This window comes from Cellulosimicrobium sp. NPDC057127 (genome assembly GCF_042670945.1).
In the GTDB taxonomy this organism is placed as follows: domain Bacteria; phylum Actinomycetota; class Actinomycetes; order Actinomycetales; family Cellulomonadaceae; genus Cellulosimicrobium.
In genome coordinates, this window is the sequence record NZ_JBHUUP010000001.1 from 45,092 (window position 1) to 66,545 (window position 21,454).

At 76.0% G+C, this 21,454-nt stretch carries 17 protein-coding genes; 8 read left to right on the forward strand and 9 right to left on the reverse strand.

All coding sequences use genetic code 11. The features are described 5' to 3' along the window. The 6 genes from ACFTZA_RS00195 to ACFTZA_RS00220 all read right to left on the reverse strand — a co-directional run bounded on the left by ACFTZA_RS00195 (position 1) and on the right by ACFTZA_RS00220 (position 5,967). Positions 1 to 873 carry a heme ABC transporter ATP-binding protein gene (locus tag ACFTZA_RS00195; RefSeq protein WP_378189472.1) on the reverse strand — a complete coding sequence of 291 codons (873 nt, stop codon included), beginning with the start codon at positions 871 to 873 and terminating at the stop codon, positions 1 to 3. Beyond that, on the reverse strand, positions 870 to 1,949 hold the full coding sequence (locus ACFTZA_RS00200) for a FecCD family ABC transporter permease (RefSeq protein WP_378189474.1): 1,080 nt from the start codon (positions 1,947 to 1,949) through the stop codon (positions 870 to 872). Before ACFTZA_RS00200 ends, ACFTZA_RS00195 begins: the two co-directional genes overlap by 4 nt. After that, complete coding sequence (locus tag ACFTZA_RS00205) at positions 1,946 to 3,190, reverse strand: hemin ABC transporter substrate-binding protein (protein ID WP_378189476.1); 1,245 nt, start codon at positions 3,188 to 3,190, stop codon at positions 1,946 to 1,948. The genes ACFTZA_RS00200 and ACFTZA_RS00205 overlap by 4 nt, the downstream gene beginning before the upstream one ends. 77 nt (positions 3,191 to 3,267) lie before the next feature. After that, positions 3,268 to 3,936: a heme oxygenase (biliverdin-producing) gene (locus ACFTZA_RS00210; RefSeq protein ID WP_378189479.1), complete on the reverse strand. Its 669-nt coding sequence runs from the start codon at positions 3,934 to 3,936 to the stop codon at positions 3,268 to 3,270. An 85-nt stretch (positions 3,937 to 4,021) separates the two neighbouring features. Next, positions 4,022 to 5,338 (reverse strand): MFS transporter, encoded by a 1,317-nt coding sequence (locus tag ACFTZA_RS00215; RefSeq protein WP_378189481.1) that lies wholly within the window; start codon positions 5,336 to 5,338, stop codon positions 4,022 to 4,024. A gap of 8 nt (positions 5,339 to 5,346) precedes the next feature. Beyond that, the gene (locus ACFTZA_RS00220; protein WP_378189483.1) at positions 5,347 to 5,967 is read right to left on the reverse strand and encodes a TetR/AcrR family transcriptional regulator; all 621 of its coding nucleotides are present in this window, start codon (positions 5,965 to 5,967) and stop codon (positions 5,347 to 5,349) included. Positions 5,968 to 6,049: 82 nt separating this feature from the next. Here ACFTZA_RS00220 and ACFTZA_RS00225 point away from each other — a divergent pair, with 82 nt between their 5' ends. The 5 genes from ACFTZA_RS00225 (at position 6,050) to ACFTZA_RS00245 (ending at position 11,198) form a co-directional block, all read left to right on the forward strand. Then, positions 6,050 to 6,628, forward strand: coding sequence for a DinB family protein (locus ACFTZA_RS00225; RefSeq protein ID WP_378189485.1), 579 nt, complete (start codon positions 6,050 to 6,052; stop codon positions 6,626 to 6,628). An 83-nt stretch (positions 6,629 to 6,711) separates the two neighbouring features. Next, entirely contained in the window at positions 6,712 to 7,722 is a 1,011-nt protein-coding gene (locus ACFTZA_RS00230) for a hypothetical protein (protein WP_378189487.1), read from the forward strand. Between the two features lie 590 nt (positions 7,723 to 8,312). Beyond that, positions 8,313 to 9,428, forward strand: coding sequence for a pirin family protein (locus ACFTZA_RS00235; protein WP_378189490.1), 1,116 nt, complete (start codon positions 8,313 to 8,315; stop codon positions 9,426 to 9,428). A 10-nt stretch (positions 9,429 to 9,438) separates the two neighbouring features. Continuing rightward, entirely contained in the window at positions 9,439 to 10,263 is an 825-nt protein-coding gene (locus ACFTZA_RS00240; protein ID WP_378189492.1) for a DUF5926 family protein, read from the forward strand. Positions 10,264 to 10,406: 143 nt separating this feature from the next. Then, positions 10,407 to 11,198 (forward strand): glycosyltransferase family 2 protein, encoded by a 792-nt coding sequence (locus ACFTZA_RS00245; RefSeq protein ID WP_378190065.1) that lies wholly within the window; start codon positions 10,407 to 10,409, stop codon positions 11,196 to 11,198. Positions 11,199 to 11,222: 24 nt separating this feature from the next. Here the strand turns inward: ACFTZA_RS00245 and ACFTZA_RS00250 are convergent, their stop codons facing one another. Together ACFTZA_RS00250 and ACFTZA_RS00255 are read right to left on the reverse strand one after the other, a co-directional pair. Continuing rightward, positions 11,223 to 15,842: a hypothetical protein gene (locus tag ACFTZA_RS00250; RefSeq protein ID WP_378189494.1), complete on the reverse strand. Its 4,620-nt coding sequence runs from the start codon at positions 15,840 to 15,842 to the stop codon at positions 11,223 to 11,225. Between the two features lie 107 nt (positions 15,843 to 15,949). Further along, entirely contained in the window at positions 15,950 to 17,113 is a 1,164-nt protein-coding gene (locus ACFTZA_RS00255) for a diacylglycerol/lipid kinase family protein (RefSeq protein ID WP_378189496.1), read from the reverse strand. A 100-nt stretch (positions 17,114 to 17,213) separates the two neighbouring features. On the opposite strand from ACFTZA_RS00255, the gene serS reads away from it, so the two are divergent. After that, positions 17,214 to 18,497: a serine--tRNA ligase gene (gene serS, locus ACFTZA_RS00260; protein ID WP_378189498.1), complete on the forward strand. Its 1,284-nt coding sequence runs from the start codon at positions 17,214 to 17,216 to the stop codon at positions 18,495 to 18,497. Further along, positions 18,494 to 19,327, forward strand: a complete 834-nt coding sequence (locus ACFTZA_RS00265) for an HAD family hydrolase (RefSeq protein ID WP_378189500.1) — start codon at positions 18,494 to 18,496, stop codon at positions 19,325 to 19,327. The genes serS and ACFTZA_RS00265 overlap by 4 nt, the downstream gene beginning before the upstream one ends. A gap of 30 nt (positions 19,328 to 19,357) precedes the next feature. Here ACFTZA_RS00265 and map read toward each other — a convergent pair whose 3' ends face one another. Next, positions 19,358 to 20,149 carry a type I methionyl aminopeptidase gene (gene map, locus ACFTZA_RS00270; protein WP_378189502.1) on the reverse strand — a complete coding sequence of 264 codons (792 nt, stop codon included), beginning with the start codon at positions 20,147 to 20,149 and terminating at the stop codon, positions 19,358 to 19,360. 158 nt (positions 20,150 to 20,307) lie between these two features. Here map and ACFTZA_RS00275 point away from each other — a divergent pair, with 158 nt between their 5' ends. Continuing rightward, complete coding sequence (locus tag ACFTZA_RS00275) at positions 20,308 to 21,324, forward strand: LacI family DNA-binding transcriptional regulator (RefSeq protein ID WP_378189504.1); 1,017 nt, start codon at positions 20,308 to 20,310, stop codon at positions 21,322 to 21,324. Positions 21,325 to 21,454 lie beyond the last annotated feature (130 nt).

The following is a 21,454-nucleotide window of genomic DNA, read 5'->3' on the forward strand; positions in this document are numbered from 1 at the left end:
TCAGCGGCGCGGCAGCACGATCGGGGCGCCGCCGCCGGGGTGCTCGACGACCTCGACGGGATGGTCGTAGACGTCGCTGAGCAGCGTCTCGGTGAGCACCTCGCGCGGGGTGCCGTCGGCGACCACGCGCCCGTGCGCGAGCAGCGTGACGCGGTCGGCGTACGCGGCGGCGAGCGACAGGTCGTGCACCACGACGACGACGGCACCGCCCGCGGCGGCGTGCGCCCGCGCGAGCTGCAGGACGAGCTCCTGGTGCTTGAGGTCGAGCGCTGCCGTGGGCTCGTCGAGCAGGAGCAGGGCGGTGCGCTGCGCGAGGACGCGGGCGAGCGCGACGCGCGCCCGCTCGCCCCCGGACAGGGACGTGAAGTGCCGCTCGGCGAGGTGCGCGACGTCGGTCGAGGCCATCGCCGCGCGGACGGCGTCCTCGTCGGCCTCCTCGATCGGCGTCCCGCGCCACGGGGAGCGCCCCATGCGCACGACGTCGACCGCGGTGAACGGGAAGCTCAGCGTGATCTGCTGGAGCAGCACGGCGCGGCGCATCGCGAGCTCGGTCGGGGTCCAGGCGGTCAGCGCGCGCCCGTGCGCGACGACGACGCCGGCCTGTGGCGCGAGGTCGCCGGTGAGCACGCCGAGCAGCGACGACTTGCCCGCGCCGTTGGGCCCGAGCAGCGCGTGCACCTGGCCCGCGTGCACGTCGACGGACACGTCCCGCAGCACCGGTGCCCCGCCGAGCGTGAGCGACACCGCGTGCGCGGCGGTGACCACCTCGCCGGGCGCGACGGGGCCGGGGCGGCGCGAGCGTCGTCGGGCACCGGCGACGGCGGTGCGCAGGGACGCGAGGAACGTCGAGCCCTCGTGGCGCAGGTCGCTCATGCCCAGCCTCCCTGGCGCGAGCGCGTGCGGCGCAGCAGGTAGAAGAAGAACGGCCCGCCGACGAGGGAGGTGATCATCCCGAGCGGCAGCTCGACGTTCTCGACGGCGCTGCGCGCGAGGAGGTCCGCGGCGAGCAGCACGACGGCGCCGCCGAGCACCGACGCCGGGACGAGCGTGCGGTGGCTCGGCCCGCACACCATGCGCACCAGGTGGGGGACGACGAGCCCGACGAACGCGACGATGCCCGTGAACGCGGTCCCCGCGGAGACGAGCAGCGCGACGAGCACGATGACGACCTGGCGCAGCCGTTCGACGTCCACGCCGAGGTGGTGGGCCGCGCGCTCGCCCAGCGCGAGCAGGTCCATCCGGCGGCGCACGAGCATCGCGCCCGTCACGCCCACGACGGCGATCGGCAGCACGACGGCGACCGAGCTCCACGTGGCGCCGCCGAGCGACCCGAGCTGCCAGAAGACGATCTGCTCACGGGCCGCCGGGTCGGCGACGAACGTGAAGAACGCGAGCAGCCCGCCCGCGAACGCGTTGACCGCGATGCCGGTGAGCACGAGCGTGACGACCTCCGTGCGGCCGCCCGCGCGGGCCAGCGCGTAGACGACGAACGTCGTGACGAGGCCGCCGAGGAACGCCGCCCCCGCGACCCACGTGCCGGGCACGAGCGCGCCCGCGGTGACGATGACCGCGCACGCGCCGACCGCCGCACCGGACGAGACGCCGATGACTCCGGGCTCGGCGAGCGGGTTGCCGAACACGCCCTGCATGAGCGCCCCCGAGCACGCGAGCGCGGCCCCGACGACGATCGCGAGCACGACGCGCGGGAACCGCACGACCCACAGCGCGTTCTCGCCCTGCGGGTGCGACGGCATCGGCCCCCGGTCGAGCCCGACGTGGTGCGCGAGCGACCCGAGCACCTCCGCCGGGGACACCGGGACCTGCCCGGTCATGCCGGACACGACGGTGAGGACGACGAGCGCCACGCCCAGGCCGGCGAGGAGCCAGCGCGCGGCGTTGCGGCGGTCGCGCCCGACGTCGGGCAGCACGCGCGCGAGCGGTCTGGTCACGACGCCGGGAGGTCGGGGGCCGGCACGCCGTAGAACGCCTCGACGAGCGCGGCGATCGTGGCCCCGGTGCGCGGCCCGAAGGTCAGCAGGCGGGAGCCGTCCATGTCGACGACGCGCCGCGCCTCGCCGGCGGGCGTCTGCGCGAGCCCGGGGATCGCCATCATGGCGTCGAGGCCGCCCATCGACTCCAGGCCGTCGGTCATGACGAGATAGGCGTCGGGCGCGGCGCTGATGATCGCCTCGCTCGTCACCGGTGCGTACTCGCGGTCGAGCCCGACGGCCGTGCCGGCGTCCTCGCCCCCGATCGCGCGGATCAGGTCGTCGGCTCCCGAGCCGGGACCGAAGAGCATCTTGATGTTCGCGCCGCGCAGGTAGAGGAACGCGACGCGCGGCGTGCCGGTGTCGACCGGGACGGCGTCGAGCGCCGCGCAGATCTGGCGGTCGGTCCGCTCGACCAGGGTCTCTCCCGGCTCGGGGACGCCGAGGGCCGTCGCGACGGCACGGATGCGGTCGTCGACCCCGTCCAGCGTGCGCGACTCGTCGAAGTACACGACCGGGACGCCCGACTGCTCGAGCTGGCTGCGCACGTCGTCGGTGAGGATCGTCGCGTCGGTGAGGATCACGGTCGGGTCGAGGCCGAGGATCGCCTCGACGTCGAGCTGGTGGCCCGCGCCCGTGACCACGGGGACGTCCGCGGCCTCCGGGAAGCCGGTCGGCAGGTCGCGGCCGACCACGTTCGCGCCGAGGCCCAGGCTGTAGACGATCTCGCCGAGCGTGCCGTAGAGGTCGACGGGGATGATGCGGCTGACGTCGGCGACCTCGACCTGGCGCCCGTCGGCGGACTCGACGGTCACCGGGAGCTGCGGCGCGGGGGCGTCCGCGACCGGGTCGACCGTGTCGTCGGCGAAGGTCGCGGTGGTGGGGCCGGTGGGGAACGACGCCGGGTCGGCGTCCGAGCCGCCTCCGGTCGCGCGGGACTCCTCGAGCGTCGTGCAGGCGAGGGCTGCGGCGTCCTCCGCCGCGTCCTGGGTGGGCGTCGCCTCGACCGGCGCGGCGGCCTCCGTGGCGGCGGGGCTCGTCGGCGGCTCGTACGGCAGCGGGGCGCAGGCCGTGGTGAGCCCGAGCGCGACGGCGCACGCCGCGCCCGTCAGGCCGGTCGTCGCACGGCGGGCCCACCGGCGCGGCGACCGGGCGACGGACGTCGACGGGCGGCGCAGCAAGGCGTGGGCAGAGCGGGGCATCGTGGTGACTCCAGGGACACGGGCAGCGACTTAGGTGACCCTACCCTAAGGTGCCCCCGCGCAGGTGGGCCGCCGGTTCAGCAGTGGACCGCGCCGAGGTCCGCGAACATCGCGCTGTTGAGGCGGAAGGCGTGCTGCGCCTCCGCGACGGTCGCGTCGAGCTCGTCGGGTGACAGCTCGAGCGCGTCGAGACGCCCCCGGTACACGTCCTTGAACGGCTTGGACTTCGGGATCTCGGTGAACGTGTAGAACGCGAGCCCGTCCTGCGACAGCCCGTAGTGGCGCTCCAGCATGCGCTTGACGATCTGCCCGCCGGACAGGTCGCCGAGGTAGCGCGTGTACGCGTGCGCGGCGTACGCGGGCAGGGAGCCGCCCACCTCGTGCAGGCGCGCGACGTACCGCTCGGTCGCCGGGTGGACGGTGATGCGCTCTGCCCAGTTCGCCCCCACGAGGAAGGTGAGGTCCTTCTCGATCTCCGGGGTCCGCGTCAGCTCGTCGAACACGAGCGTCGCGCCCTGGGCGTCGGAGCGGATCGCGGCACTCGCGTCCTCGAGCGCGCGGTAGACCGCCCACTGCTGCGCGGCGAGGTCCGCGTAGGCCGCGACGTCGAGCTGCCCGGACATCAGGTGCTCGACGAAGCCCGAGGTCTCCGCCTGCTCGTGCTCGGGCCGCGTGCCCTCCCGCAGGCGGTGCGAGAGCGCGACGGGCCGTCGGGCGGTGCCGAGGTCGTGCGAGAGAGCGGTCACGGGAGCTCCTGCGGTGGGTTCCGGTCGCGGACCTGACGGCTTGTCAGGACGTCGCGACACGCACTGTAGCGCAGTGAGGTGAGGTTTACCTATCCTCTGCGGGCAGGGCGTTCTTCGCTGGTGCCGGAACGGCGCCGACGGCGTCCACGGCGTCCGGGGCGGAGGGTGTGGGTGCGACGTCCTCCGGGTTGGGCAGGCGCGCGAGGAAGCGGAACCCGACGAGCCCCGTCGCGACCGCGAGCCCGCCGCCGACGACGAGCGGCGTGGTGAGGTCGATGCGGGCCAGCAGGCCGCCGAGGAACGACCCGAGCGGCATCACGCCCCACAGCAGGGTGCGCCACGTGCCGTGGACCCGGCCCAGCAGGCGGCTCGGGATGACCGCCTGCCGCAGCGACATCACGTGCACGTTCCACACCGTCGTCCCGCCGAACCCGATCGCGAGGCCGGCGGCCGCGACCGGGACCACGGGGAAGAGCCCGATCAGCACCAGCATCGTGGGCGTCACCAGGTTCGCGACCGCCATGACCGGGCCCGAGCGGAACCGGTCCTTGAGCGGCGTGGCGACGGCGGCGGCGAGCAGCGATCCCAGCGCGCCGGCGAGCATGAAGGCGCCGAACCAGCCCTCGGGGACCCCGAGCCGTTCGAGCACGTAGAGCACGAGGGTCGCGGTCGCCGCCGAGAAGCAGATCCCGACCACCGTCGACAGCAGCCACAGCGGCCGCAGCATCGGGTGCCCCCAGATGAACCGGAACCCGTCCGCCGTCTGGCGGTACCAGCGCACCGGCGTCCCGCGCGCCGGGTCCGAGCGGTGCTCGCCCGCCGCGGCCGCCGGGAGGAAGAACGCCAGGACGAAGGCCGCAGCGTACGTCGCGGCGCCCACCCCCAGCGGCACGACGACGGCGACCGCGAAGAGCGCCGACGTCAGCGGCGCCGAGAGGAAGTTCTGCACGGTGATCTCGCCCGCCTCGATGCGCGAGTTCGCGCGCGGGAGGTCGGCCGGCCGCACGATCGACGGGACGACGGCGCGGATCGCGCCGTCGTACACCGTCTCGAAGGCGCCGTACAGGAACACGACCGCGTACAGGAACCAGATGGTGAGGGTGTCCGTCCACGCGAGGGCGACGAGCCCGAGCGCGAGCGCGGTGCGGACGCCGTTGGCGAGGGCGAGCGCGTGGCGGCGGTCGATCCGGTCGAGCAGGATCCCCGCGGGGATGGCGAAGAACAGCCACGGCAGGAGGGCCGCCGCCGCGATCCCGGACACGAGGAAGGGGTCGTCGGTGAGGCGGACGGCGAGCAGCGGGGCCGCCACGCGCGCGACGCCGTCCCCGAGGCTCGAGCTGAGGTTCGCCGTGAAGACGTTGGCGAACGCCGGTCCCAGGCGGGGTCGTGCGGGGCCTGCCACCGGGGCGCTCAGCGGTGCGCCGCGAGCGCCGGGGTGCGCACGTCCGCCCCGACGGCGCGGAGCACGAACGCCTCCGTGGCGTCGATCGCCTGCTCCCTGGCCGCGGGGTCGTCGGGGACGAGGCGGCCGGACAGGCACGCGTTGACGAGCTGGACGGTCGTGTCGATGTCCTGCGCGGGGAACGCCCCCGCGTCGATCCCGGACCGGACGATCCGGCGCAGGATCGCCTCGACGAGCTCGGCGTGCTCGCGCAGGCGCTGGCGCGTGGTGCGCGAGAGCACGGTCCGCAGGTCGGGCCCCGGGGCGAGGTGGAACACGCGCTTGAGCTGGGCCTGCTGGCGGATGTAGGTGCGCAGTTGCGCGACCGGGTCCGACACGTCCGTCAGGGCGCGCTCCAGCGTGCCGACGTACTGCTCGGTCTCGTGCGTGATGAACCCGAGGAGGAGCGCCTCCTTGTCGGGGAAGTGGTTGTACACGGCCGTGCGGCCCACACCCGCCGCGGCGGCGATGTCGGCGAGCGAGATCGCGTCGAAGCCGCGGTCCATCATGAGGTTCGAGAGCGCCGCGAACAGCTTCTGCCGGGTCTGGGCGCGGTGCTCGTGGAGGGACCCTCCGATGATCTTCGGCATGCTGACATGGTAGGCCCTCGGCGTCAGCACACCGGCGGCGCCGGGTCTCGTCGCCGTCGGCGCCCTCTGCCAGACTCCCCGCATGGACACCACCCCGCACCCCGGTGACACCCCTGCGGCGCAGGACGGCGCGCAGGAGTACCCGCCCGTCCCCGCGGACACCAAGGACTGGACCTGGGTCCTGGCACGTCCGTGCCCGGAGTGCGGCTTCGTCGCCGCCGACGTCACGCCGGACCGGGTGGGCGCCGCGGTGCGCGACGCCGTCCCGCGCTACGTGCGCGTCCTCGCCCGCGAGGGCGTGCGCGGGCGGCCGGACCCGTCGACGTGGTCGCCGCTGGAGTACGCCGCCCACGTGCGGGACGTCTTCTCGGTCTTCGACGTGCGCCTCATGGCGATGGTCGAGGACGACGACCCGCTCTTCGCGAACTGGGACCAGGACGCGGCCGCGGTCCAGGCGGACTACGCGCACCAGGACCCGGCTGCCGTCGCGCGCGAGCTCGAGGTGGCCGGTGAGCGCGTCGCGACCCGGTTCGACGCCCTCACGCCCGACCGGTGGGAGCGGCCCGGTCGGCGCTCCAACGGCTCGGTGTTCACGATCCGGACCCTCGGGCAGTACTTCGTCCACGACGTCGTCCACCACCTGCACGACGTGCGCGGCTGAACCGGCGAGGCGTTCGAGATCTCCACCAGATTCTTCACACACCCGTAACATCGGCGCATTCCGGGCACACTACGCTTCCCGGCATGGACGCCGACGTCTCCGGTCTCGTGCCTCCGGCGTACGCCGGCGCGCACCTGCTCGCGCTCCCGTGCGCCGGCTCAGCGACGCGCACGCCGCTGGACACGCTGGCGCGCGCCTGGTTCCCCACGGCGGGCTGGGAGCCCGACCCCGGGACGCCCCGCGACGTGCGCCCGGCCGTCGGGGCGCGGTTCCGCGGCGTCGCACCGGTCGACGAGGTGCGGCCCGGGCGGCTGCGTCTCGCCGACGGGGTGCGCGTGGTCGGCCCCTTCCCCGTCCCGACGGCGGCGGTGCGGGCGCTGTCCCTGCGGGGCGGTGCCGGCGAGGCGTTCGCGCTGCACGTCGAGGAGCCGGCCCCCCGCGGCACGCCGGCCCCCGTGCCCGACGACCGCGACGGTCTCGCCCGGGCCTTCCCCGCGGGACTGCCGCAGGGCGTCGAGCTGCTGCTGCTGGGCTGGGCCGTGGCCGCCGCGCGCCGGGTGGGCGGGGCGGTGGTGGTGGACGGGCGCGCGCTCCTCGTGCCGGACCCGGGTGCGAGCGTCGACCTCACGCTCTACAGCCCGGTCGCCCTCGCGCCCGAGGACGCGGTCGGCGTCGTGCGCACCGTCGTCCCGGGCGCGCGCGTGGCGCGGGTCGACGACCGGGACGACGGGGCGCGCGGTTTCGAGGTGACGGGCGGCACGCCGTACGACGGTGCCGTGCTCCTGAGTGCGCAGCACGTGCCCGAGGTGCCGGTGGCTCTCGGCGACCTCGACCCGCGCGAGTACGGGCCCTGGGCGTACCGCCTCGCGTGGCAGCCGCCGGACCCGTACGAGCTGGAGGTCGAGCGGCCGTCGGGGGTGCACGTCGTCGCCCGCGGGCGCGGACGTCTGCTCGTATCCCGTCTCGCGGCGGTGCTCCACGGGCGCGTGCCGGGCGTGCTCGTCGACGACGGCGGGTTCGTGGTGCGTGACCACGATCTCGACGACCGGCTCGCGCCGTCGGCGGCGCCGTCGTCGTCCTCGATCTGGGCCTGACGCGGCCGAGCGCGCGTCCACAGATTTTGTCCACAGGTGTGTGGACGACGGGGCGAATCCGCACCGCGCGCTGTGGACGGACCTGTGGTCGGAGGCGGCCCGCGAATGACAGCCGCGGAACCTCTTGCCCTCGCCCGGAGCGGGGACTACAAACGTCCGTATCGGCCCGCACGGGCGCACGTGGACGACGATGTTCGACAGCGACAGCGAGGGGCTCCCGGGCCCCGTCGGCACCGAGGCCACGGCGCACGCGTGGGTACGGTCGAACGGAGAACGGTGGACGTCCCGCGGCCCAGGCCACGGGCTGCGCGCGACGGCGCAGGCTCCACCGGACCCGGAAGACCGACCGCGATCGGAGTCGCCGAGGAGAACGGACCGGGTTCCCGCGTCCGCGGCGACGACGAGCCGCCTCGTCGCGAGCGGCGCCCCGGCGGGCCCACGGGCCCGACCGCCCCGGGGTGCGCGGCGACGGCGAGGCCCCTCGGAATCCTGCTCCGAGGGGCCTCGCCGCCATTCTCTCGCGCGAGCGGTCCCCGTGCGAAGACTGCGAGGGTGTGTCCGAGCGTCTCCCGGCGGCCTACGCTCGACCCATGAGCAACCTGGACACCCGGCCCGAGGAGCGCGTGTGCTCGTCCGGTGCGCCCGGCCGGGGCGACGGCCCTGGCGAGGGCGCCGCCGGCCCTGCCGGGGCGGTGGAGGTCCTCGCGCACCGCGACGTCCCGCTCGGCGGGGCGCGCGCGATGCAGGTGCGGCGCACCATCCCGCAGCGCGCGCGTTCGCTCGTCGGGGCCTGGTGCTTCCTCGACCACTACGGCCCGGACCCGGTCGCCGCCATCGGTGACGGCACCGACGGGATGCAGGTCCCGCCGCACCCCCACACGGGGCTGCAGACCGTGTCGTGGCTGTTCGCCGGCGAGGTCCTGCACCGCGACTCCGTCGGCTCGCTGCAGACCGTGCGGCCGGGCGAGCTCAACCTCATGACGGCCGGCCACGGCATCTCGCACTCCGAGGAGTCGCCGCGCGGCGTGCGGCCGCCCGTGCTGCACGGCGTCCAGCTGTGGGTCGCGCTGCCGGGCGACCGGCTCGCCGACCCGCCCGCGTTCGAGCACCACGCGGACCTGCCCGTGGCGACGCCCGACGGAGCGCGGGTCCAGGTATTCCTCGGCGCGCTGACCGTCGACGGCGACGAGCTCCGCTCGCCCGCGACGGCGTACACCCCGCTCGTCGGCGCCCAGCTCGACCTCGAGCCGGGCGCGCACGTCGTCCTCGACGTCGACCCGTCGTTCGAGCACGGTCTGCTCGTGGACGACGGCGCGGTGCGGCTCGAGGGGGAGGGCGTGCCGGTGTCGTCGCTGGGGTACGTCGCGCCCGGCCGCCGGACGCTGACCGTCGAGGCCGGGCCCGACGCCCCGGTGCGCGCGGTCCTCGTCGGCGGTGAGCCGTTCGCGGAGGACATCGTCATGTGGTGGAACTTCGTCGGCCGCTCGCACGACGACGTCGCGCGGGCCCGCGCCCAGTGGCAGGCGCAGCTCGAGGTGGGGGACGGCGGCACGGACTCGGCCCCTCGGCAGGGCGGCACGCGCTACGTCACGGGTGCCGCGGCGGGCCGGTACGGGGAGGTCGTCGGGTACGAGGGCGGACCGCTGCCCGCCCCGGCGCTGCCCGACGTGCGCCTGCGCCCGCGCGCCCGCCCAGCGCGTCAGTAGACTGCCGCGCATGGCCAAGAACTCCACGACCGACTTCGTGCTGCGCCCGTTCGAGGGGCTCCCCGGCGAGACCGACTGGGTCGCGATGCGCGAGGTCGTGCCGTCGGCCACCGCGACGGCCCGCACGACCGCCGAGCACGGGGGGCGCGACGTCCTCGTCGTGACCGTCCTGCCCGCGGGCTGGGCGGCGCTGCACCGCCAGGACGGCACGGTCCTGCTCGCGCTGCAGACCCTCGCGGGTTCCGGCGACCTGAGCCGCGACCTCGCCGCCGCGCTCCTCGAGGCGCTCGACGCCGAGCCCGGCACCTCGGTGGAGCTGGGCGCGCTGCCCGGGCCCGGCCCGCGCCTGCAGGACGTGCTCGACCCCGACGTGCCGTTCGAGGTCACGGTGCACGAGGACTTCTCGTACTGGCTGGACCCGAGTCAGGAGGTCACGGCGGAGGTCCGCGCCTCGCTCGACGAGGCCTCGGGGTCGATGGTCCCCACGGTGAAGCTGGACGCCGTCCCGTCGGCCTACTGGTGCCGCATGTCCCGCGAGTTCCTGCGCTGGGCGCGCCCGGAGGACGAGGAGTCGCTCATCGACGCGATCTCGCGCCTGCATGCGCGGCGCGAGTCGGGCCTCGCCGGCGGCAAGTTCGTCGGCGCGTTCCGGTCGAGCGGCCTGCTCGTTCCCGTGTGGGAGCTCCCGCGCGGCACGGAGGCGGACGAGCTCGAGGGACCCGTCGCGGAGCTGGACGCCCGGCTCACGCAGGCCCTCGCGGTCACGGAGCCGCTCGACGCGAACGAGCGCCGCGCCCGCGCGGGCATCGTGTCCCGACAGGTCACGCTGCGCTGACGATTCTGCGGTGAACTCTTTGCCCTACTAGGCTGGGCGGCGTGAACGCGGACCAAGGGTCGACCGAGGTGAAGGACGGGGCTGGGCGGACGACGGCGCCCCCGTCGCCGAAGACGTCGACGCCCGGGTCCGTGCCGACCTACCTGACGGCCTCCGGGACCCGCGCGCGGACGCCCCGCCCCGTCGTGGGGGAGGGCCGCGCCGGGCGTGCCGCTCGCCAGCGCGTCGCGGTGATCATCCCCGCCAAGGACGAGTCGCGGCGCATCGCCGCGACCGTCCGCGCCGCCAAGGCGATCCCGCACGTCGACCTCGTGCTCGTCGTGGACGACGGCAGCGAGGACAGCACCCAGCACGTGGCACGCGAGGCCGGCGCCGTCGTGGTGCGGCACTCGCACAACCGCGGCAAGGCCGCGGCGATGGAGACGGGCGCCGCCGTCGTCGCGATGCGCGACGCGCCCGACCGGCCGCCGCGACTGCTCCTGTTCATCGACGGCGACCTCGGCGAGACCGCCGTCAACACCGCCCCGCTCGTCCCGCCGGTGCTCGACGGGCACGCGGACGTCGCCATCGCGCTCCTGCCGCCGCAGCCCGGCGCCGGGGGGCGCGGCATCGTCGTCGGGGCAGCGCGCCGGGCGATCCAGTCGCTCACCGGCTGGACCCCCACGCAGCCGCTCTCGGGCATGCGGTGCCTGACGCGCGAGGCGTTCGAGGCCGCGACGCCGCTCGCACGGGGGTGGGGCGTGGAGACGGGCATGACAATCGACCTGCTGCACCAGGGGTACGTCGCGGTCGAGGTGCCGTGCGACCTGCGGCACCGCGCCTCGGGCTCCGACCTCAAGGGCCAGCTCCACCGTGCCGCGCAGTACCGCGACGTGCTCGTCGCGGTGAACGCCCGCAAGATGCGCTACGCCGTCGACCGCGTCACCGGCCACTGACCGACCGGCCTCCGGCCTGCGGGCTCAGCCCACGCGCACCGTGTCCGCGCTGCCCGTCCCGGGAGCGAGGTCCCCGGTGGCCGTCGCGTCCTCGTCGGGCGCCGCGACGTCGACGCCCTCCTCCGGCGGGGCGGTCGCGTGGAGCGCGGCGACGGTGAGCAGCGGGACGGCGGGGATGAGCGCGATCATCGCGATGCGCACGCCGAAGTCGTTGACGACCGAACCTGCCGCGCACACGATCCACAGGGCGAGGACCGTCGGGCGCAGGAGCGGCCAGGCCTCCTCGGTGCGGGCGAACCAGCGCGGCGTGAACCGGCGCGGGGCGAACAGCAGCAGCGCCGCCGCGACGAGCACGAGCAGGGTGATCCACACCGGCACGCCGCCGAGGACGGACCGCAGCGCGTAGCCCGCCTTGCGCAGGAGCGTGTCCCAGGCCGAGCCGTCGACGACCTGCTCGACGAACCGCCCGAGGTGCGAGCGCTGGTCCGCCGGGCGCAGCCAGTCCAGCACCCCGACCGCCGCCACCACGGCGACGCCCGTGGCGGCGACGAGGAGGAACCGTCGCCAGGTCAGGCGCGCCCCCGACGCGGCGAGGCCGAGCACGGCGAACGCGGGCACGACGACGAGACCGCCGCCGAGGTCCGCGCCGAGGGTCGGCCACACGTCCACGACCATCGTCACGAGGCCGATCACGCCCACCACCGCCGCGGCGGTGCGCGGGCGACGCCGCCGGACCAGCCACTGGGCGAGGGCGGCGGCCAGCACGAGGGCCGCGACCGCGTACACGGAGAACGTCGGGTTGCCGAACCCGTAGAAGCGCGCGCCGAACGTGGGGGCGGAGCCGAGCGGGCTCGCCCGGTTCAGCGGGGTGCCGACGAGCGCGTCCAGCGTGAGGACGGCGAACGCGATGCCGGCGAGGACGCCGGGGCCGAGCCACACGGGCCGGCGCGGGGCGAGCGCCCCGAGGGCGGCGACGACCGCCGTCGTGACGACCGTGCCGAGGACGATCGCGACGAGCGGGTCGGCGAACCGCCACCACCCGGTGAGCGAGACGACGAACGCCGCCGTGGGGACCGCCGCGAGGACGAGCGCCGCCGCGCGGGCCGCGCGCTGCGCCCGCAGCCAGAGCCGCCGCTCCCGCTCGCCCGTCGCCCGGCGCGCGCGCGGCGCGAGCGCCAGGCACAGGCCCGCGAGCGCGAGCGCGGCGTAGAACGGGACGTCGACGAAGGACGAGTAGACGACCCGGCGCACGTGGTCGCGCGTGGTGAGGTCGGCGAGCACTTCGGCCGTCGTCGCCGCGTCCGGCGGGCGCGGGGAGCCCCACGCGAACGGGGTGTCCTGCACGCGCGCGGGCGGGGCGACCCCGGCTGCGTCCAGCACGGTGGCAGGGACGTCGAGCGCGCGGGCGACGCCGTCGGTCCGGGTGGCGGCGCTCGTCAGGTAGCGCGCCTGCTCGGGTCCGTCGGGCGACGGCCGGACCAGCGCGGCACCGAGGACCGGCCGGGTGCCGGGCGTGCCCGCCAGGTCGACGACGAGGACCGTGGCCCCGGACGGCGCGGCGTCGAGCACGGCGTCGATCGTGGCGTCGACCGCCTCGAGGCGCGTCGCGCGGGCGGCGTCCTGCTCCGTCGCCGACAGGCCTGCGCCCGTGGCCGTGGCGTCGCCGGCGTCGACGACCGTCACGGGGCACGCGTACGCGTCCCCGCCGTGCGTCGTCGCGGCCGACAGGTCGCGGTACCGCGCGACGGTGCCGTCCGTGCCGGCGAGCGCGACCGCCGCCCCCGGGCCGACGGCCGTCGCGCACACCGAGGGAGCGCCGGCGGTGCCGTCGGCGAGCGCCTCGCCGAGCACGCCGAGCCGCGCCTGGTAGGCCGAGCCGCGCTGGAGGGCCTCGAGCCGGTCCCAGCCGTCCACCCGGGCGCCGTCACCGGTCGGCACGGGCTGCGGCGTCGGGCAGTCCCAGGAGCCGTCCGGGGCTCGCTCGGTGGCGACCTCCGTGAGCTGGCCGGCGGACAGCGCGAGCCACCCGCCGACGGTGCAGCGGCTCGCCGAGCCGGTCGGCTGCGCCACGCCGGCGGCTCCCGCGCCGTCCGTGAGCAGCGCGTGGAGGGTGGGTGCGCGCACGTCGGCGACGTCCTCCCACGTGACGCCGGTGGTCCCGACGACGACGAGCGGCTGGTCGGTCGCGATGACGTCCTCGCGCGTGGTGGAGACGTCGCCGCCCGCGCGGGCGGCGGCCGAGGCCGCTCCCGGGCCACCGGAGCCCAGCACGGTCGAGGCGAGCAGCACCACGAGCAGGAGCCCGCCGCCGACGGCGAGCAGCATCGACGGCACGCGCCGGATGCCGGGCTCGGTGCTCGGGACCGCGCGGTGGTCGGCGGCGGTCGCCGTGAACCCGGGGACGATCATGGCCGCGCCGACGACGAGCACCATCACGCCGATGATGACCCCCGAGTCGTTGAGGAACGACCCCACGCCGGTGACGACGACGAGCGAGACCACCAGGGGGCGCAGCAGGGGCCACGTCTCGTACGCGCGCGCGACCTCCGGGAGGCGGGCCTGCTCCGGGCGCAGCACGGCGACCGCGAGGAGCGCGACGAGGACCGCGGCGAGCGCGCCGAGCGGGTGCGCGATCGTGGCCCACGCACCGAGCGCCTTGCGGCCCAGGACCTCGAGCGCCGCGCCGTCGACCACGGACTGCACGAAGCCCCCGAGGTGCGAGCTGCCGCCGGGCAGGAGCCAGTCGACCACCGCCACGAGCGCGACGACGCCGACCGTGAGCGCCGCCACGACCAGTGCGCGCACCCACGTGATCCGCACCCGGCCCACGAGCAGCGCGAGCACCGCGAACGCGGGGACGAGCGCGAGGATGCCGCCGAAGTCCGCGCCGAAGGCGGGCCAGCCGTCGACGACGACCGTGACCGCGCCGACGGCGACGACCGCCCACGCGGCGGCGCGGCGCCCGGCGCGCGGCAGCAGCACGGACGCGAGCCCGCCCGCGAGGACGAGCCCCGCGACGGCGTAGACCGCGAACGTCACGTTGTTGAACCCGTAGAAGCGCGTGAACCCCACGACGGCGGAGGTGCCGAGCAGCGACGCCTGCTGGAGCGTCGTGCCCGTCGCGCCGTCGATCGTCAGCACGAGCCACGTGACGCCGGCGAGCGACGTCGGCAGCGCCCAGGGGCGCCGCGGCAGGAGCCGGGAGACGCCCCAGGCGACGAGTGCGACGACCACCGCGCTGAGGGCGAGCGCGGCGGTGAGCGCCGGGGCGGGCGCGCTCCACACCCACCACCGGGACAGGCTCGCGAGCGACGCGGCGACGGGCGCCGCCGCGGCCACCACGAGGACCGCCGAGAGCAGACGGTTGCCGACGGGCCCGGGGCGTGACGGCTCGCCGCGCCGCGCGGCCGCGCGGCGCACCCACAGCGCGCCGCCGAGCGTGAGGACGAGCGTGGCGACGAGCAGGCCCACGAGCACGGGGTACAGCGCGGGGATGGTGCTCGTCAGGACGTTGAGGTACTGCCGGTTCTCGACGGTGCGCGCGACGTCCATGCGGCGCGTCTCGCCGAGGCCGAGGGCGGCGCCGTCGAGGCCCTCCGTGCTCCCGCCCGCCTCGTCGACCACGGTGGCCGTGAGGTCGACGAGCTGGACGATGCCGTCCTTCTGGGTGCTCGGGGAGTGCAGCCACCGGCCGGTCGGCTCGCCGCGCCGCCAGTCCACGACCACCTGGAGGCCGGGCTCGCCCACGGGTCCCGCGGAGATGCCCGCGACGAGCACCCGCGTGCCGCGCTCGGTCTCGGCCATGACGCGCTCGAGCGCGTCGTCGAGCTCGGCGAGGCTCTCGGTGCGGCCGGTCGCGGCGTCCACGATCTCGCCCTGGTCGACGACGGTGACGTCGCACGCGTTCAGCCCGCCTTCCGGCAGCGCCGCGAGGCTCGGCACGTAGCGCGGGACCTGGCCGCTCGCGTCGGCGAGCACGATCGCCGCGCCGGGGCCGACGGCCGTCGTGCACACCCCCGTGGGCGCGAGCCGCGACGCGAGGGTGCCGGGCGGGTGGTGCGTGGCCGTCCCCGCCGTGGGCTCCTCGACCGGGGCGACCAGCGTGGCCCACCCGGGCACGACGGTGGGCGCCGGCTCGGTGGTGCCGGCCGGCGCGGGGACCGGCGGGCACCCGGGCCCGGGCTCCTCGGCGGTCGTGTTCCCCGGCGCCGCGGGCGTGCCGGGGGCCTCGGTCCCTGCCGGGTCCGCGGTCGAGATCATCTGCCCCGCGGACAGGGTGAGCCACGCGTCGGTCGTGCACGTCGTGCGGCCCACGCTCATCGAGGCCACGGAGCCGGTGCGGATCATCGACCACAGCGTCGGCGTGGCCGACGGCGACACGTCGCTCCAGTACAGGCCGGCGACCGCGACCACGACGACCGGCTCGGGGTCGGACGCGGTCGTCGTCGGCCCGGGCTCGTCCGTGCCGGTCGCGGTGCGCGGGGCGGCGGGGAGGGCGGCCGCCGCGGGCGCGACGACGCCCGTCCCGGCGAGCAGCACCGTCGCGAGGAGCGCGAGGACGGTGCGCACCGTCAGCGCGCGCCCGCGGCCCCGGCCTGCGGGGGAGCGGCGCGGGCGGGCGGGGGCGGCGTCCGGGAGCGTCACCGTTCCAGCCTACGGGGGCGCCGTGGCGCGCCCCGGACGGCCCGCGCCCGCGCGCGCTGGACGCACACCGGGCCTCCACGCGAGGCCCACCGGAGCCCCAGGAACGGTCAGCCGGTGCGCACGACCAGCGCGCCGGGGTCGACGCGCGCCTCGAGCTCGACCGCCTGGCCGAGCACGTCCCCGTCGACCTGCGCCTGCTCGCCGCCCTCGACGCGCACGCGTACCCGCCGCGCCTTCGCGTGGTCGATCCGCCCGATCTTGGCGGGCAGCTCGCTGCGCACGCCGAACCCCTGCATGACGACCTCGCCGAACAGCTGGGCCCAGCCCGCGAGCCCGCCGCGCGTGTCGACCGCCGCGACGTCGAGCACGCCGTCGTCGATGACGGCGTCGGGCAGCAGCGTGATCCCGCCGGGCAGCCGCCCGCAGTTGCCGATCATGACGGAGCGCAGCCGCGCGTCCACCGCCGGGTGGTCGTCGAGCTGGATGCGCGCGCGCATGCGCCGGCCGTGCAGGTGGCGGATGCCCGCGACGAAGTAGGCCACCCACCCGACCTTCGCCTTGAGGACGTCGTCGGCGTCGGCGACCATCGCGGCGTCGAACCCGAGGCCCGCGATGACAAGGAAGATGTGCTCCGCCGCCGGCCCGTCCGCGCCCGTGGACGCCGCGTCGCCCGCCGGGAGCACGCGCGGGGGGATGCGGTCCTCGTCGCTGCGGGCGTCGTCGTCGGCCCAGCGCAGCACGCGGACCCAGCCGACGTCCACGGGCCGGTCCGCGCCGGCGATGACGACGCGCAGCGCGGCGCGCGGATCGCCCAGGGGAAGGTCGAGGTTGCGCGCGAGCAGGTTGCCCGTGCCGAGCGGCACGAGCGCCATCGTCCGGCCGCTGCCCACCATGCTCTCCGCGACGGCGCGCACGGTGCCGTCGCCGCCGACGGCCACGACGACGTCCGCGCCCCGGGCGAGCGCCTCCCGGGTCTGGCCGATCCCGGGGTCCTCGACCGTGGTCTCGAGCCACAGCGGCTCGGGCAGCGCGGCCTCGGCGAACGCGGCGCGCACGACGGCCTCGAGGCCCTCGACGTCCGGCTTCGACGGGTTGGCCACGAACGCGACGAGCTCCCGCGGGTCGTCGTGGTCCCCGTCCGCCGGGGCAGCGACCGCCGTGCCGGACGCGCGGCGCGAGCGCACCTGCTGGGCGCGCAGGCCGAGCGCGACCGTCAGCGCGACGACGGCCACCGCGAGGGCGGCGACCGCGACCCAGAGCTCCCACGACATGGTCGACACCGTAGCCGCCCCGGCCGCCCGGGCCGCCCCGGCAGCACCGGCCGCCGCCGGCCGTCGCCGGCGGCGCGGGCCGGTTCGTTAGGCTGCACGCGTGATCGACCTCCGCCTCCTGCGCGACAACCCCGACACCGTCCGAGCCAGCCAGGTCGCGCGCGGCGACGACCCCGCGCTCGTCGACTCCGCGCTCGACGCGGACGCGCGCCACCGCGCCGCGCTCTCCGAGTTCGAGGGGCTGCGCGCCGAGCAGAAGTCCCTCGGCAAGCAGGTCGCCAAGGCCCAGGGCGAGGAGAAGGCGGCCCTGCTGGCCCGCACGAAGCAGCTCGCCGCCGACGTCAAGGCGCGCGAGAAGGACGCCGCGGACGCCGACGCGGAGCTCAAGGGCCTGCTCTACCGCATCTCCAACGTCGTCGCCGGGGCGCCCGCCGGGGGCGAGGACGACTACGTCGTCCTGCGCGAGGAGGGCACCATCCGCGACTTCGCGGCCGAGGGGTTCACGCCGCGCGACCACCTGGAGCTGGGGGAGGGGCTGCGCGCGATCGACACCGAGCGCGGCGCGAAGGTCTCCGGGGCGCGGTTCTACTACCTGACCGGCGTCGGCGCGCGGCTCGAGCTCGCGATCCTCAACGCGGCGGTCGACCGCGCCGTCGCGGCCGGTTTCACGCCTGTCATCACGCCGACGCTCGTGCGCCCGGAGGTCATGCAGGGCACCGGCTTCCTCGGCGCCCACGCGGACGAGGTCTACCGCCTCGAGAAGGACGACCTCTACCTCGTCGGGACGAGCGAGGTCGCGCTCGCCGGGTACCACGCGAACGAGATCATCGACCTGTCGGCCGGCCCGCGCCGCTACGCCGGCTGGAGCGCGTGCTACCGGCGCGAGGCCGGGTCGCACGGCAAGGACGTGCGCGGCATCATCCGCGTCCACCAGTTCCACAAGGTCGAGATGTTCTCCTACGTCGCGCCCGAGGACGCCGAGGCCGAGCACCAGCGCCTGCTCGGCTGGGAGGAGGACATGCTGCGCCTCGTCGACCTCCCGTACCGCGTCATCGACACCGCCGCGGGCGACCTCGGGTCGAGCGCCGCGCGCAAGTTCGACTGCGAGGCGTGGCTGCCCACGCAGCAGCGCTACCTCGAGCTCACCTCGACGTCGAACTGCACCACGTTCCAGGCCCGCCGGCTCAACGTCCGCGAGCGCGTCGAGACGGACGGCAAGGCCGAGACCCGGACGGTCGCCACGCTCAACGGGACGCTCGGCACCACGCGCTGGATCGTCGCGATCCTCGAGAACCACCAGCAGGCCGACGGGTCGGTCCGTGTCCCCGAGGGCCTGCGCCCGTACCTCGGCGGGCTCGAGGTGCTCGAGCCGGTGACGGCGTGACGGACGGCGTCCCCACCTCCCCCGCCGCCGCCCCGTCCGAGCCGCTGCTCGTCGCGCTCGACGTCGACGGGACGCTCATGTCGTACGACCAGGAGATGTCGGACGACGTGCGCGACGCCGTCGCGGCCCTGCGCGAGGCCGGGCACCACGTCGTGCTCGCGTCGGGGCGCTCGCTCGTCGCGATGACCCCGGTCGCGGAGATCCTCGGGATCGACCGCGGGTGGGTCGTCGCGTCGAACGGCGCCGTGACCGCGCGGCTCGACCCCGAGGCGCCCGAGGGGTACGAGCTCGAGGACGTCGTCACCTTCGACCCGGGCCCGGCGCTGCGTCTGCTGCGCGACCGCCTGCCCGGCGCGCGGTACGCGGTCGAGGACATCGGCGTCGGTTTCCGCATGAACGAGCTGTTCCCCGACGGCGAGCTCGACGGCGTGCACCGCGTCGTGGACTTCGACGAGCTGTGGTCGGGCGAGGTGACGCGCGTGGTCGTGCGGTCGCCCGGGTCCACGAGCGAGGACTTCCACGAGCTCGTGGAGCAGCTCGGGCTCGAGGACGTCACGTACGCCATCGGCTGGACGGCGTGGATGGACCTGGCGCCGCTCGGCGTCACCAAGGCGACGGCGCTCGAGCAGGTGCGGCGCTCGCTGCACGTCCAGCCGCACCGCACCGTCGCGGTCGGGGACGGGCACAACGACGTCGAGATGCTCGGCTGGGCGGCCCGCGGCGTCGCGATGGGTCACGCCGACGAGCGTGTGCGTGCCGCCGCCGACGAGGTCACCGGACCCATCGCCGACGACGGCGCGGTCACCGTCCTGCGCTCGCTCCTGCCCTGACCGGGTCGCCGACGGCCCTCTACCTCGGCGTCACTCGCGGGGCTCGCGCGCCGTGAGGACGACCGGGCCGGCCTCCGTGATCGCGATGGTGTGCTCGCTGTGCGCGCCCCGGGAGCCGTCCGCCGAGCGCAGCGTCCAGCCGTCGGGGTCGGTGAAGATCTCGTCGGTCGTCTCGAGGAACCACGGCTCGATGGCGACGACCAGACCCGGCTTGAGCGGGAACCCGCGCTTGCGCCGGCCGTCGTTCGGGATGTGCGGCTCGCCGTGCATCGTGCGCCCGACGCCGTGCCCGCCGAAGTCCGTGTTGACCGTGTAGCCCGCCGCGTGCGCGACGTCGGCGATCGCCGCCGAGATGTCGCCCACCTTCTTGCCGGGCTGGGCCGCGGCGATCCCGGCCTCGAGCGCGCGCTCGGTGGTCTCGATGAGCTTGCGGTCGGCCTCGCCGAGGGCGCCCTCGCGCGGCGTCCCGACGACGAACGACAGGGCCGAGTCCGCGACCCAGCCGTCGACGGACGCGGCGAAGTCGAGCGTGAGCAGGTCGCCGTCGCGCAGCGCGTAGTCGTGGGGGAGGCCGTGCAGCACGGCGTCGTTGACCGACGTGCAGATGACCTTGCCGAACGGGCTCGCGCCGAACGACGGGTGGTAGTCGATGTAGCAGGACTCGGCGCCGCGCTCACGGATCATCCGGTGCGCGACCTCGTCGAGCTCCAGCAGGTTGGTGCCGACCTTCGCGGCCGCGCGGACCGTCGTGAGGACGTCGGCGACGAACCGTCCGGCGGGCCGCATCTGCTCGATCTCCCGCGGCGTCCTCAGCTCGATCATCGTCGTCCTTCCGTGCGGCGTGCGGCCGCGGAGCCGCGACCGCGGTCCACGATATCCGCCGGTTCCCCCGCGCAGCGCGGCGGCAGCGGCGGAGGGCACGTGCGCCGGGTGCGGACGGAGGTCGCGGGCGGCGGGCGGGACGGGCAGAATCAGCGGTCGTGGCAGGCATCGACGACGTGGCCAGGGCCGCCGGGGTGTCGACGGCGACGGTCTCGCGCGCGCTGCGCGGCCTGCCCAACGTCTCCGAGGCCACGCGCCGTCGCGTGCGGACCGAGGCGTCGCGCCTGGGGTACGTGCCGACGCCGTCCGCGTCCTCGCTCGCGACGGGGCGCACCCGCACGATCGGCGTGCTCACCCCGTGGGTGAACCGCTGGTTCTTCGCCAACGTCATCGAGGGGGCCGAGCGCGCGCTGCGCGACGTCGGGTTCGACGTGCTGCTGCACACGTTCGTGGTGCGCCGCGACGAGCCGCGGCGGCGGGTCGACCCGAACGTGCTGCGCCACCGTGTCGACGGCACCCTCGTGGTCGGTCTGCCGCTCGACGAGGACGAGGTCCGCTCGCTCGTCGGCCTCGACCGGCCGTTGGCCTTCGTCGGGTCGGGGCCGGTGGACCAGGTCACGGTGCGGCTCGACGACGTCGCGACGGGTCACGCGGCGACGCGCCACCTGCTCGAGCTGGGGCACCGCGTCGTCGGGCACGTCACGGACGTGGAGCAGCCGGCCTCGCCGTGGTCCCCGCCGGCCGAGCGCGCGCTCGGGTACGCGCGCGCGCTGCGGGAGGCGGGGATCGCGGTCGACCCGGGCCTCGAGGTCCGTGGCGACGTCGACGTGGACGGCGGTCGGGCGGCGACCGCCGAGCTCCTGCGCCGGCGCCCGGACGTGACCGCCCTGTTCGCCACGTCCGACGAGATGGCGATGGGCGCGCTGCTGGCGGCGCGCGACCTCGGGCTCCGCGTGCCCGAGGACCTGTCGGTGGTCGGCGTCGACGGGCACGACCTCGGGGAGGTCGTCGGCCTGACCACCGTGGCGCAGGACGCCTACCAGCAGGGGTCCGACGCCGCCCTGCTGCTGCTGGAGATGATCGACGGCGCCCCCGTGCCCCGGCGCCTGACGTACCCGACCGAGCTGGTCCGGCGCGCGTCGACGGGTCCGCCGCCGGGCGGCCGGGGCGCGTGACGGACGGTCCGCCGTCCTCCGCGAGCAGAGGCGACGGGACTGTGGGAGCGTGTCCACAGAGGGCGACGGAGCGCTGCGTCCGGCGACGGCTCGTGACGGAATCGTTACCGGAAGGCAGCCGCTCTGTGCT

What these genes read in the sequence shown, in the direction of transcription:
- ACFTZA_RS00225 (WP_378189485.1), top strand. Translation starts at nt 6,050, where the DNA reads ATGGACACCACCCCGCACCCCGGTGACACCCCTGCGGCGCAGGACGGC.
- ACFTZA_RS00235 (WP_378189490.1), top strand. Translation starts at nt 8,313, where the DNA reads ATGAGCAACCTGGACACCCGGCCCGAGGAGCGCGTGTGCTCGTCCGGT.
- ACFTZA_RS00240 (WP_378189492.1), top strand. Translation starts at nt 9,439, where the DNA reads ATGGCCAAGAACTCCACGACCGACTTCGTGCTGCGCCCGTTCGAGGGG.
- ACFTZA_RS00205 (WP_378189476.1), bottom strand. Translation starts at nt 3,190, where the DNA reads ATGCCCCGCTCTGCCCACGCCTTGCTGCGCCGCCCGTCGACGTCCGTC.
- ACFTZA_RS00220 (WP_378189483.1), bottom strand. Translation starts at nt 5,967, where the DNA reads ATGCCGAAGATCATCGGAGGGTCCCTCCACGAGCACCGCGCCCAGACC.
- ACFTZA_RS00255 (WP_378189496.1), bottom strand. Translation starts at nt 17,113, where the DNA reads ATGTCGTGGGAGCTCTGGGTCGCGGTCGCCGCCCTCGCGGTGGCCGTC.
- ACFTZA_RS00230 (WP_378189487.1), top strand. Translation starts at nt 6,712, where the DNA reads ATGGACGCCGACGTCTCCGGTCTCGTGCCTCCGGCGTACGCCGGCGCG.
- map (WP_378189502.1), bottom strand. Translation starts at nt 20,149, where the DNA reads ATGATCGAGCTGAGGACGCCGCGGGAGATCGAGCAGATGCGGCCCGCC.
- ACFTZA_RS00195 (WP_378189472.1), bottom strand. Translation starts at nt 873, where the DNA reads ATGAGCGACCTGCGCCACGAGGGCTCGACGTTCCTCGCGTCCCTGCGC.